We start from the raw sequence: 12060 nt of genomic DNA on the forward strand, positions 1-12060 counted from the left end.
GCGCCTTGCCCCCCCTCGTATCTAACAACAACCCCCTCCACCCCCCCCCCCCCCCCCCCCCCCCCCCCCCCCCCCGCTCCCACATTTTTGACCGAGTAAGTTATTCCAGAGCCGACGCCGGCCCAAAGAACTCATACCGGCTCTGCGCTTCCGGCACACCCAGGGCCTTCAAGTGACGCTTGATCGCCGCCATGAAGCCTTTAGGCCCCAGGAAGTACGCATCCACATCGCGCTCCTGCGGCAGCCACGCCGCCAGTTGCTCCTGGCTCAGCATCCCGACCTTGTCCGCCGCCGGGCTCACGCCATCATCCTCGGCGTAGCAATAGAAGCGCTTGAGTTGCGGATGCTGCGCGGCCAGGCCATCCACCCACTCACGGAACGCATGCACGCCGCCATTACGCGCGCAGTGGATAAAGTGAACCGGACGCTCGGTGGCCAGCGCCGCTTCGAGCATCGGCAATGTTGGCGTGATGCCCACGCCGCCGCTGATCAGCACCAATGGCTTGTCGCTGGCCGCCAGGGTGAACTCCCCCGAAGGCGGGAACAGATCGATGGTCGCACCCACATGGAACTGGTCATGCAGGTAGTTCGACACCCGCCCACCGGCTTCGCGCTTGACGCTGATGCGGTACTGGCCCGAATCGCCACGCGCCGACAGGGAATAGTTGCGGCGCACTTCCTCGCCCTCCAGCACCAGCTTCATGCCGATGTACTGCCCAGGCTCGGCGGCCAGGATCGGGCCGTTATCCACAGGCGCGAAGTAAAACGAGATAATTTCCGCGCTCTCCTCCACACGCTTGACCAAGGTGAACGGCCGCGCGCCACGCCAGCCGCCCGGTGCTTGTTCCTTCTCTTTATAGATAGCCGCCTCGGCACCGATCAGGATGTCGGCCAATTGGCCATAGGCGGCGCCCCAGGCACTCATCACTTCAGGGGTGGCGATTTCGCTGCCCAGCACTTCGGAAATTGCCCGCAGCAGGCAGGTACCGACAATCGGGTAATGCTCCGGCAGGATCTGCAGGGCCACGTGCTTGTTGATGATCTTTGCCACCAGATCGCCCAACTGGTCGAGTTGGTCGATATGCCGGGCGTACATCAGCACGCCGTTGGCCAAGGCCCGGGGCTGGTCGCCGCTGGCCTGGTGGGCCTGGTTGAACAGCGGGCGTACTTCTGGGTATTCGGACAGCATCATCCGGTAGAAATGGGTGATCAAGGCTTCGCCGCCACTTTCCAGCAGGGGCACGGTGGATTTGACGATGGCACGGTCTTGGGCACTAAGCATGGCAGACTCCTGAGTCTTCTTACTGAATACCCTTTACTACTCAGTATTCGTGCCAACAAATAAAACCATATAAATCATATACTTAACATTAATGTAGTCAGTATGACTCCCCACACTATATAGTCACTATGACTACAAGGAGTCATTATGACTGCGAAGCCGCTGCTCACCACCCTGCTGCCCCTGGTCGCCGACCTGTCCCGCGAGTTGCCCGAAGGCGAGCGTTACCGGCGCCTGCTCCAGGCCATGCGCGCCCTGCTACCCTGCGACGCGGCCGCCCTGCTGCGCCTCGACGGCGAATGGCTGGTGCCGCTGGCGGTGGATGGCTTGAGCACCGACACCCTCGGCCGGCGCTTCAAGGTCAGCGAACATCCGCGTTTCGCCGTGCTGCTCAGCAGCCCCGGCCCTACCCGCTTTGACAGCGACAGCGAACTGCCCGACCCCTATGACGGCCTGGTGGATGGCCTGCACGGGCATCTGGAAGTCCACGACTGCATGGGCTGCCCGCTGTTTGTCGACGACCGGCCCTGGGGCCTGCTGACCCTCGACGCCCTGGATACCGAGCGCTTCGAACGGGTGGAACTGGACGCCCTGCAAGCCTTCGCCAGTCTCGCCGCCGCCACCGTCAATGTCGCTGAACGCATTGAACGCCTGGCCCTGCGTGCCGAAGACGAACACCAGCGCGCCGAAATCTACCGCCAGGCCAGCGGCCAGCAGCACAAGGAAATGATCGGCCAGAGCAAGAGCCACAAACGCCTGGTGGAAGAAATCAACCTGGTGGGTGGCAGTGACCTGACGGTATTGATCACCGGCGAGACCGGCGTGGGCAAGGAGCTGGTGGCCCAGGCGATCCATGCTGCATCAAACCGCGCCGAGAAACCGCTGATCAGCCTCAACTGCGCCGCCCTGCCGGAAACCCTGGTGGAAAGCGAACTGTTCGGCCACGTGCGCGGGGCGTTTACCGGCGCGCTCAACGAACGCCGGGGCAAGTTCGAGCTGGCGAATGGCGGCACGCTGTTTCTTGATGAAGTGGGCGAGTTGTCCCTCACCGTGCAGGCCAAGCTGCTGCGGGTGCTGCAAAGTGGCCAGTTGCAGCGCCTGGGGTCTGACAAGGAGCACCAGGTGGATGTGCGCCTGATCGCTGCCACTAACCGGGATCTGGCCGAAGAAGTACGCAGCGGCCGCTATCGTGCCGACTTCTATCACCGTTTAAGCGTGTATCCCCTGCAAGTGCCAGCCCTGCGTGAGCGCGGTCGCGATGTGCTGTTGCTGGCGGGCTTTTTCCTTGAACAAAACCGCTCACGCATGGGCCTGGGCAGCCTGCGCCTGACCAGCGATGCCCAGGCGGCACTGCTGGCTTATACCTGGCCTGGGAATGTGCGCGAACTGGAACACTTGATCGGCCGCAGCGCCTTGAAAGCCCTGGGTAACTGCCGGGAGCGCCCGAAGATTCTCAGCCTCAGCGCGGCGGATCTGGACTTGCCGAACGCCACCGCGCCACCGCTCGAAGCGCAGCCCGACCCCGTGCCGGACGTCACCGGCGACCTGCGCCTGGCCACCGAGAACTACCAGCGCCAGGTCATCAGCGCCTGCCTGGAACGCCACCAGTACAACTGGGCCAGTGCCGCCCGTGAGCTGGGCCTGGACCGGGCCAACCTGGGACGAATGGCCAAGCGCCTGGGCCTGAAGTAATGAACGGTGATTCTCAGGTAAAGGAGATCAAATGTGGGAGCTGTCGAGCCCCCCACACTAAACCTGCTTCGCCTTGTAGATTGGATTGATCGGCGCGCCAGCCTTGGGCTTGCGAAACACCAACACATTCCCCAGCATCACCAGCACCAACCCCGCCAACGCCGGCGGCGTCCACTGATAGCCCTCGGCAAACGCCGAGACGTTCAACGCCACCACCGGGAACAGCACGGTGCAATACGCCGCCCGCTCCGGCCCCATGCGCCCGACCAGGGTCAGGTAGGCGGTAAAGCCAATCACCGAACCCGGGATCACCAGGTACAGCAGCGAACCGATGTACCGGCTGTTCCATTCCATGTCGAACGGAATGCCCTGCACCGCGCAGTACATCGCCAGCATCGACGCACCATAGGCCATGCCCCAGGCATTGGTGGTCAGTGGCTTGAGGCCCGCCTTCTGCTGCAGGCTCGACAGCATATTGCCCGCCGAGAAACACATGGTGCCGAGCAATGCCAAACCCAGGCCGAGCAAGGTTTGCGGGCTGGCGGTGTGCCCCACCAGTTCCGGCCAGAACAACAGCCCCAGGCCCAGCAAGCCAAGGCCGCCGCCCATCAACACATTGCGTGCGACCTTCTGCCCGAAGAACACCCGGGCGTTCAGCGCGTTCCACAAGGTGGCCGTCGAGAACACCACCGCCACCAGGCCGCTGGGAATCCACTGGCTGGCGGTCAGGAAGCACATGAAGTTGACGCAAAACAGGCACAGGCCCTGGGCCAGGCAGATCAGATGCCCGCGCCGGTTCATCACCTGCAGCTTGCGGCTGAGCAGCAGCATCACGAACAGCACCAGCGCCGCGAGGCCAAAGCGATAGACGATGGACACCGGAATCGCCACCACGCCCAGTTGCCACTTGAGGGCAATCCAGGTGGTGCCCCAGATCAATACGGTGAGTAAATACAGGAAAAGGTTCATGGCGGGCTCCGAGGGTTGAGCCACAGTTTCGCCCCTGGCGGCACCAGGTCTCTTGCACATTCTTGCGCTTTTGTCGGCTGCCGGGATCACAGCCGCCGCCGCGGGGAGTAGGATGCAAGCCGTCAGAGAGTACGAATATGCCGCCACTGGAAACCCTGCAAGTCTTTCAATCCCTCAACCGCTCGCCCAATGCTCGCCTCGAGCTGTGCGCCGAGCTCGGTGACGGCTTGTCTGCAGCCTTGTGGAGCAACCATCACGACGCCCAGGATTACGAAGCCCCAGACCACCACACCTTGTCCTGCTACATCGGCGGCGGCACCGGCACCTTTCGCCGCGACCAGCCCGGCACCAAGGGCGGCCCGGACAAGCTGTGCATCTTGCCGGCCGAGCATCAGTCGGCCTGGGTGATCAACGGCGAAATCCGCCTGGCCCACGTGTATTTCAGCCCCGAGCAATTCGCCTTGGGCTGCGTCACCTTGCTAGACCGCGAACCCCGCGAGTTGCAACTGCGCGAGAGCACCTTCCTCGACGATGCGCGGCAGGCCCGGCGTTTTCACCAGTTGATCGGCCTGAACTGGAAAGAGCCCGGCGAACGCCTGCTGACCAGCAGCCTGGCCCATGAAATGCTCAGCCATACCTTGCTCAGTCAGGTGGGGATGCGCGAGGGTTTGCGTTTGAAAGGCGGGCTGGCCGCCCACCAGCGCCGGCAACTGGTGGAGCACATCGACCAGCAACTGGCGGAGCCGATCAGCCTGGGGCAGTTGGCAGGCTTGTGTGCGTTGTCGGAGTACCACTTTGCGCGGATGTTTCGCGAGAGTTTTGGACTGCCGCCCCATCAATATCTGCTGGCGCGGCGCCTGGCCCGCGCCCGGGAGTTGTTGCGGGGTGGGTCGTTGCCGCTGGGCGAGATTGCCCTGGCGTGCGGGTTTTCCAGCGCGAGCCACTTTACCAACCGGTTCCGCCAGGCGATGGGCGCCACCCCTGGTGAATACCGGCAGGCGTTCCTGCCTTGAAATGCAATCTGCCTGACGGCACAGATCCAATGTGGGAGCGGGCTTGCTCGCGAAAGCGCTGGATCAATCAGTACATGTGTTGACTGTCACACCGCATTCGCGAGCAAGCCCGCTCCCACCTTTGGAACTTCAGTGCTCAATAGTCCGTGCTGTTGGCCAGTGCCGTGGCCAGGCGGTTTTCCAGCGCCTTGACCCGCGCACCTGCGACCACGTAATTGTTGGTTACCATCGAAAACACCAGCTTGCGCCCATTGGCATCGGTGACATACCCGGTCAACGACGACACACCGCTCATGGAGCCGGTCTTGCCGTGCAGGTTGTTTTCCGCAGCGGTGCCCCGCAGGCGGTAACGCAGGCTGCCGCCCACCAGTCGCTGCGGATTACCGGCAACCGGCAACGCGTTGTACCAGGCGCTGAACCAGGGCTGTTTGCTGGCGGCCAGCAGCACATCCGTGAGGTTCTGCGACGACACCAGGTTACGCCGGGACAACCCCGAACCGTCCACCTGGTTCAACGTCGCCGTATCAATCCCCTGACGTTTCAGGAACCCGGCCACCGCCGCCACACCGGCAGGCGCCGTACCGGCATTCACGGTCTTGCGCCCCATGCTCTTGAGCAAGGCTTCAGACATGTTGTTATTGGAAAGCTTGAGCAACGGCGTGATCAGTTCCTGCAACGGCGCCGACTCATGCAGCGCGAGCACCGTCGCCGTGGTCGGCGTCACACCCCCGATCATCCGACGCCCCTGCACGACAATCCCCTGCTGCGCCAAGGCCTGTTCAAACAGGTTGGCCACCAGTTGCGTCGGCTCCCACACACTGACCAGTTGCGGGCTCTGCCTGCCCGGCGCCAACGCGCCACTGAGGCGCAACAGGTTGGTGCCGTGCTGGCGATTGATTCCATAGCTGTTGCCTGCGCCGCTGACCGCACGGTTGCTGAGCTGCACGTAATCGGTAGCCGGGCTGATCTCCACCGTCACCGGGCGCCCTGCCACGACCGGCGCCCTGGCCGTGACCAGCAGGGAGCCCGCATCAAAGTCGTCATTGGGCGACACCGTCAGCGCCGAAATCTGCGCGCCGTAGTAGGTGCTTTCATCGTCCTGGGACCAGTCGGTGCCCAGGCGCTCGGCGTCGAAGAACGTGTCGTCGAACACCAGGTCGCCCCGCACCTGCCGGATGCCCTGCTGCGCCAGGTTGGCCGCCAGCGCCTGGTAATCCGCCCACTGGATCGTCGGGTCGCCCAGGCCGCGCAGGTAGAGGTTGCCGTCAAGCACCGCGCCCTGGCGGATGCCGTCGCTCAACAGTTGCGTGGAAAACCGATACTGCGACCCCAGCACATCCATCGCCGCCGCAGTGGTCAACAGCTTGAGGCTCGAAGCCGGGCTCAGCCGTGTGCGTGGGTTGTGCTGGTAGAGCGTGTTGCCGCTGCGGGCATCACGCACCATCAGCGATACGCTGGCGCCGTGCAGTGCCGGGTCGGCCAGCAACTGGTCGAGGCTGGCACTGGTGGAAGTTTTCGGCGCCGTGGCGCAACCGCCCAGCAACAAGCTCAAGCCCAGCAGCAGCCCGCCGGCGTGTGTCCATCGTCCCAACCGCATAAACCTGGTAGTCCTTGAATTTCGAGAGTGCGCAGCTTGTGGAATTCCTCCCGGTCAATCAAGGCCCGTAGGTCGTGACGGAAAACGTATTGGCATGAAACAGCGGGTCCGGCTTGGGCTCGGCCTTGCTCGGCGCCGGCTGGGTAAAGTCCATGGCCGGCAGGAATACCCGCTGGCTCGCCGGGTCGAACGCCATGTTGTAGGCCATCGGCAAGGTGCTGACGCTGGCGCGTACGGCGTAGTGGTCGGCATCCGTTTGATCCACCAGCGTCAGGTTGGCATCGACGCCACTGGGGATCAGCAAGCGCCGGTGTTGCTCGTCGTAGGCCAGGGCGTTGACGTCGCGGGTGATCGGCAGCTTCGCCTTGACTTCACCGGTTTTCCGGTCGGCAACGATCAACACCGGCACTTCACCGCGACACGCCACAAACAGTCGCTGGCGCGCCACGTCCTGGGCCAATGCGCTGGGCTTGGGGCAACCGGCAAACTGCCAGGTGTCGAGCAACGCAAAGGTGCTCGCCGAATAGCGGGTGACCTTGCCTTCATCGCGCATCGGCAGGAAGAAGCTGCCGTCGCCCTTGATCAGCAGCGGGTCGATTTTCTTCACCGCCAGTTCATGGGCGCCGGTGATTCGTTCCTGTTTCGGGTCGAATTCAAACAGCGTCGAACGATCCGCCCGACGCCCACTGACAATAATCACCTTGCCCGTCGATGGCTCGTACACCGCGCTGTTGAGGTTGCTTTGCGCCACCGGGATGCGCTTCAGGAATGTGAGTGTGGATAACTCCACCACACTCAGACTGCCGTCGGTGTTGAGCACGAATACGCGGTCTACCTCAGGCACGAACACCACGCCGTTGGCGCCTTCGGACTGCGCCACCGTCTCGACCAGGCGCTGCTGTTTCACATCAAACACGCTCAGGCCGTTTTCCCGGCGAGCCAGGAACAGATACGGCCGGGTCGGGTCCAGCCCGACAAAGCCCCAACTGTGGCCGGAGCCGGGCAATGTCACCCGGTGTTCGCGATGGTAGGTCGAGTCATCAGCCGATGCTGCGCCGCTGATCAACAGTGCTGCCAGTAACCAGTGTTTCATCAGAACTCCAGGGTGCTGGAGACGGACACCTGCCGCGCATCGCCGATGGACACGAACTGCGTGTTCACGGCCGAGGTGTAATAGGTACGGTCAAACAGGTTCTTCACGTTGAGCTGGAACTTGACCTTCTGCCCCTCGATTTTAGTGTCATAGGTGGCGAACGCATCGGCCACGGTGTAGCTCGGCAGGTCGAAATCGTTGGCGGCATTACCCGCTCGCTCCCCCACATAACGTGCACCGGCGCCCACCCGCAGTTGGTCACCGCCAAGGATGCTGCCGAAGTCATACACCGCTGACAGCGAGCCGGTGTTCTTCGCGACGTTTTGCAGGCGGTTGCCCTTAAGGTCCGGGTCTTCGGTGACAACAGCATCGGTGTAGGCGTAGCTGCCGATTACGCTCCATTTATCCGTCAGTTGACCGCTGGCGTCCAGTTCAAGGCCGCGGGAGCGGACCTTGCCGGCTACGCTATAGATCGCGGTCGGGCCGTCGCCCACCTCGACCAATACATTGCGCTTCTCGATGTTGAACAGAGCGGCGCTGGCAGTGATACGACCCGGAATGTCGAGTTTGGTACCCAACTCCCAGGACTTCGACTGTTCCGGTTCAAGGCTGCCATCCAGCACCGTTTTGTTATCCAGCGGTGCGATGGTGGAGTTGGGCTTGAACGACTCTGTGTAGCTGCCATAGAACGACAGCTCGTCGGTGTAGCGGTACACCAGGCCCGCGCGTGGCACCCACTTCTGGCCATTGCCGTCGGTGTTGGCGGTGAACGGGACACCCTTGCCAGCGTATTGGTCGTACATCTGATAACGCGCGCCACCCACCAGGATCCACTGGTCAGTGAGGTGGATCGCATCCTGCAGGAACAGCGAGTCGCTGCGCAGCAGGTCCATCTGGTTGCTGTCCGGCGCGCTGACGGTGGTGCCCGCCACTTCATTGCCATAGACCGGGTCGTTGTAGTTGAACGTGCCACGGGGCGCCTGGCGGATCAGGTCGGCCCGGTAGATCTTGCGGTATTCGTCATCCAGGCCGAAGGTCAGGTCGTGCTGCATGCCTGCGACGTTGACCTTGCCTTCAAGGCTGGCGGTGGCGAAGCGGTCGGTGGTCAGTGCGCCCTGGGTGCCGTCCATGCTGCGGGTCAGGGTGCCATTGGCGTTGACCTTGACCACACGCACCTGGCTGGCGTCGTAGGTCTCGCGGTTCCAGCTGTAGCCGAAGTGGGCTTTCCAGTCGTCATTCAAATCGTGGTCGGCCTCGAAGCGGTACAGGTCGGAGCGGCCTTCCATGTTGTTGAAGGGCTCGTCCAGGCGGCGAGTCGACGGGATGTTGAGCGGGTGGTTGGTCTTGGGGTCGATGGCGGTGCCCCGGTCGAACGGCGAGAGAAACTCCCGGTGCTCATAGGCAAACAACAGCTTGGTGGTGTCGCCGTACCAGGCCAGCGACGGTGCGATCAGGCTCTCGCGGTGAGTGCCGTAGTTGCGCCAGTAATCTTCGTCTTCGTGATCGACGATCAAGCGGTACGCCAACCCGCTGTCACCGATGGGCCCTGTGGTGTCGAGGTTGCCGCCGCTGCCGTTCTTGCCGTCGCCAAAGGTTGAGCCGCGCACGGTCAGCGAGGTGGATTGGATCAGCTCGGGTTTCTTGCTGACGATATTGACCACGCCGCCCGGATCCTGGATGCCATACAGCAACGACGACGGGCCCTTGAGCACTTCGACGCGCTCGGCGGTGGAGTTCAGCGCGCGGCCCTGCACCAGCGGCATGCCGTCCTGCATGATCGAACCGTTTCGGTTGTCACCAAAACCCCGCAGCATCACCGCGTCCTGGGTGCTGCCCAAGGTGTTGGCCTGGGTGATGCCACTGATGTTGGTCAGGGCATCGTCGAGATTGCGCGGCTGTTGATCGCGCATCACCTGGGCCGGTACAACGTTGACAGTCTGTGGGGTTTCCAGCAGCAGGCCGTGGGAACGCATCACCGAACTGGTAGGCGGCGGTTGATAGCTGGTGGTATCCGAGGCCAGGGCGGCACCGTTGATGGTGGTGGCGCCGAGGTTCAGCGCGCCGTCGGTGGGCAGCGGTTCCAGGGCCAGGGTGCGGGCGTCGATCTGGCGGAAGGTGAAGCCGGAATTACCCAGCAGGCGTTGCATGGCCTGGGCCGCACTCATCTGCCCGGTGATGGCCGGGGCCTTGATGGCGTACGGCGCTTCGTCGGTGTAGACCACGCTGATGCCGGTCACCCGGGTGAAGTCGCTCAAGGCCTGGGGCAGCGGCTTGGCGGCCAGGGCAAAGTTGAACAGCGTGCTCTGCTGCTGCGCCTCGGCCGCCTGCGCCACGCCCAAGGGCAACAGCGCCAGCCCCGAAACTGCCAATACCGAGGCTCCCAGCCAATGTTTAACCGAACCCGCCGACGTTGCCCTGGACTTCATGCTTGAGAACCCGTGTGTAAAAACGCTGTTAATGCGAATTAATCGCAGTTTCAAGCACTACACGGATGGCCGACAGGTTTACCTCACACCGATTTGAAAATAATTTCAGTCACGCCGGCTGGATCCGAAATCCGAAGCGCGGAACGTGCACATGCACGGTGCCGGCGCGCTCATCGGTGCGCCGCAGAATCAGCTCTTCGCGGCCGGCAAACAGCAACTCCCCGGCCACCGGATCGGTGCCGTAGTCGGTGGCGCTGATGGTCACTTGCTGGCCGGGCTTTAAGCCGTTCGGGTCTTCGAAGATTTCTTCCGGCAGGTTGGCCGGCGTGGCATTGCGCGCGACTTCCAGGGCTTGCTCGGCACTCATCTGGCTCGACGTGCCATGCCCGAAACCCAACACCCGGGCGAGCCAGGCGGCCACCGCAGGATAGGTTTCCACCAGCGGCGAGGTGACCGACGATCCCATGAGGAACCACAACGGGTGCGCCAGGGCGAAGTCGGCAATCGACGGCTCGCCGAACAGGAAGTCGCCCTGCTGGTGCTGCAACTGCTGATTGATACGACCGATGATCACCGGCCATTGATGCTTGGCCTGATCCAGTTGCACACGGGTGGCCGTGCCGCCACTGAACAATTTGCTGCGGTCGGCCACCAGCACCTGGAGCATTTCCGGCGGCACTTTGGCGAACTTGACCGCCAGGGATTCCGGCTGGAACACCAGGCTCACGGCATGGGAGAACACCGTCGAATCAGCCCAGGCGGCGAAGCTTTGGCTGACCAGTTCCAGGCCTTGGGGAAACAGCGCCGGCGCGGACTTTTCCTGCTCCAGGCGGCGGGCGATCAGTGCGGTGTCGCAGTAGATATCGGCGCCCACCTGCAACACCGGGGTCTTGCGATAACCACCGGTGAGGGCCGTCAAGTCAGGCTTGGGCATCACCGGCGAGATGTGCACCGAACGCCAGGACAAGCCCTTGAAGCCCAGCAACAGGCGGGCTTTTTCGGCAAATGGGGATTGCGGGTAGTGGTGGAGGATCAACTCAGTCATGCCAGGCTCCGCTCAATGAGTGAGCGTCCAGCTTAGCCTGCAAACCCGGCAAAGGCGCGCATGGGAACCTATCAGTCAAACTGATGGGCCGATCGCCGCCAGGCACTCCTTGGCGCTTTTCTTGAGTTTCTTGATCAGCCGTTCCTGGCGCAGCGCCTCGGCCTTGCTGATGCATGCCTCGGTGTACACCAGCGCCACGGCGGGGCTTGAGAGGAAAAACCGTGCGCCCTTGCCACTCTGGTGCATGGCAAAGCGGCGCACCGGGTCATTGCTGATACCGCAATAGAGCGAGCCATTGGCGGCGCGCACCAGGTAGACAAACCACGGTTTGGCTTCAGAAGGAGTCGTCACGGATCAATTCGGCAAACCAAAGGAACGCCAATCTTATCAACGACTGGCCTGGAACGCCTTCAACCCTTTCAGCGCCTGGGCCCGCACGGCGTTTTTCACCAGCGGCGTCCAGCCCAGCAACAGGCCTTTGGTGCCCAACGCCTGCCGCGACCAGCGCCACAGGTCAAAGTGGTCGTGGTGCTCGCAGATCTTGCCGTCACGAAACACAAAGCGCGCCCGGATATCGTTGACTACGGTGTTGCCCGTCGCACTGAACAGGTAGGTCGCCACCCAGTGGGCGCTGCCGGTGATTTCATCGCTGCGCACACTGTCGAAGGTCAGGGAAAAGTCCTTGGCCCGGGTGGTCAGCATGCGCCACATGTCGCCGGCATCACGGCCACGCAGTTCACCGAATGCCGGGTCGCTGAACACCACGTCGTCGCTGTAGCAGGCGCTCATGGCTTCGGCATCCAGGCGCTGGAAGGCACTGTAGAACTCGGTGATCAAGGCGTTATGGGCGTCTCTCATGGGCAGGTTCCGCAAAAGAAGTTGGGATGGCCGGTACGATAATCCCCAAGGCCGGGGAACACTACTGGCATCAACGCCAGGAATA

The 12060-nt window shown here is 62.8% G+C and carries 10 protein-coding genes; 2 read left to right on the forward strand and 8 right to left on the reverse strand.

Annotated features, from left to right (window positions below; genetic code table 11):
- Positions 1-100 precede the first annotated feature (100 nt).
- Positions 101-1282, reverse strand: a complete 1182-nt coding sequence (gene hmpA / locus ACIOMR_RS10930) for an NO-inducible flavohemoprotein (RefSeq protein ID WP_003216365.1) — start codon at positions 1280-1282, stop codon at positions 101-103.
- A 147-nt stretch (positions 1283-1429) separates the two neighbouring features.
- Between hmpA and norR the strand changes: the two genes are divergently transcribed.
- Complete coding sequence (norR, locus tag ACIOMR_RS10935; RefSeq protein WP_102369859.1) at positions 1430-2974, forward strand: nitric oxide reductase transcriptional regulator NorR; 1545 nt, start codon at positions 1430-1432, stop codon at positions 2972-2974.
- Positions 2975-3031: 57 nt separating this feature from the next.
- Here norR and ACIOMR_RS10940 read toward each other — a convergent pair whose 3' ends face one another.
- On the reverse strand, positions 3032-3943 hold the full coding sequence (locus ACIOMR_RS10940; protein ID WP_102369860.1) for a DMT family transporter: 912 nt from the start codon (positions 3941-3943) through the stop codon (positions 3032-3034).
- 137 nt (positions 3944-4080) lie between these two features.
- Between ACIOMR_RS10940 and ACIOMR_RS10945 the strand changes: the two genes are divergently transcribed.
- The gene (locus tag ACIOMR_RS10945) at positions 4081-4956 is read left to right on the forward strand and encodes a helix-turn-helix domain-containing protein (RefSeq protein ID WP_008435627.1); all 876 of its coding nucleotides are present in this window, start codon (positions 4081-4083) and stop codon (positions 4954-4956) included.
- A gap of 136 nt (positions 4957-5092) precedes the next feature.
- Here ACIOMR_RS10945 and dacB read toward each other — a convergent pair whose 3' ends face one another.
- The 6 genes from dacB to ACIOMR_RS10975 all read right to left on the reverse strand — a co-directional run bounded on the left by dacB (position 5093) and on the right by ACIOMR_RS10975 (position 11975).
- Complete coding sequence (dacB, locus tag ACIOMR_RS10950) at positions 5093-6553, reverse strand: D-alanyl-D-alanine carboxypeptidase/D-alanyl-D-alanine-endopeptidase (protein WP_087692813.1); 1461 nt, start codon at positions 6551-6553, stop codon at positions 5093-5095.
- A 58-nt stretch (positions 6554-6611) separates the two neighbouring features.
- Entirely contained in the window at positions 6612-7646 is a 1035-nt protein-coding gene (locus ACIOMR_RS10955) for a YncE family protein (protein WP_087692814.1), read from the reverse strand.
- Entirely contained in the window at positions 7646-10072 is a 2427-nt protein-coding gene (locus tag ACIOMR_RS10960) for a TonB-dependent siderophore receptor (RefSeq protein ID WP_401194029.1), read from the reverse strand. Before ACIOMR_RS10960 ends, ACIOMR_RS10955 begins: the two co-directional genes overlap by 1 nt.
- A gap of 109 nt (positions 10073-10181) precedes the next feature.
- Positions 10182-11117, reverse strand: a complete 936-nt coding sequence (locus ACIOMR_RS10965; protein ID WP_401194032.1) for a glutathione S-transferase family protein — start codon at positions 11115-11117, stop codon at positions 10182-10184.
- Between the two features lie 75 nt (positions 11118-11192).
- The gene (locus tag ACIOMR_RS10970) at positions 11193-11468 is read right to left on the reverse strand and encodes a GIY-YIG nuclease family protein (protein WP_003216354.1); all 276 of its coding nucleotides are present in this window, start codon (positions 11466-11468) and stop codon (positions 11193-11195) included.
- Positions 11469-11504: 36 nt separating this feature from the next.
- The gene (locus ACIOMR_RS10975) at positions 11505-11975 is read right to left on the reverse strand and encodes a nuclear transport factor 2 family protein (RefSeq protein WP_401194035.1); all 471 of its coding nucleotides are present in this window, start codon (positions 11973-11975) and stop codon (positions 11505-11507) included.
- Positions 11976-12060: the final 85 nt, after the last annotated feature.

It is taken from the genome of Pseudomonas sp. NPDC087814 (assembly GCF_044742865.1).
Classification (GTDB): Bacteria; Pseudomonadota; Gammaproteobacteria; order Pseudomonadales; family Pseudomonadaceae; genus Aquipseudomonas.

Bases quoted from the DNA above. Each gene is read 5' to 3' on its own strand.
- hmpA (WP_003216365.1), bottom strand. From the start codon at position 1,282: ATGCTTAGTGCCCAAGACCGTGCCATCGTCAAATCCACCGTGCCCCTG.
- norR (WP_102369859.1), top strand. From the start codon at position 1,430: ATGACTGCGAAGCCGCTGCTCACCACCCTGCTGCCCCTGGTCGCCGAC.
- ACIOMR_RS10940 (WP_102369860.1), bottom strand. From the start codon at position 3,943: ATGAACCTTTTCCTGTATTTACTCACCGTATTGATCTGGGGCACCACC.
- ACIOMR_RS10945 (WP_008435627.1), top strand. From the start codon at position 4,081: ATGCCGCCACTGGAAACCCTGCAAGTCTTTCAATCCCTCAACCGCTCG.
- dacB (WP_087692813.1), bottom strand. From the start codon at position 6,553: ATGCGGTTGGGACGATGGACACACGCCGGCGGGCTGCTGCTGGGCTTG.
- ACIOMR_RS10955 (WP_087692814.1), bottom strand. From the start codon at position 7,646: ATGAAACACTGGTTACTGGCAGCACTGTTGATCAGCGGCGCAGCATCG.
- ACIOMR_RS10960 (WP_401194029.1), bottom strand. From the start codon at position 10,072: ATGAAGTCCAGGGCAACGTCGGCGGGTTCGGTTAAACATTGGCTGGGA.
- ACIOMR_RS10965 (WP_401194032.1), bottom strand. From the start codon at position 11,117: ATGACTGAGTTGATCCTCCACCACTACCCGCAATCCCCATTTGCCGAA.
- ACIOMR_RS10975 (WP_401194035.1), bottom strand. From the start codon at position 11,975: ATGAGAGACGCCCATAACGCCTTGATCACCGAGTTCTACAGTGCCTTC.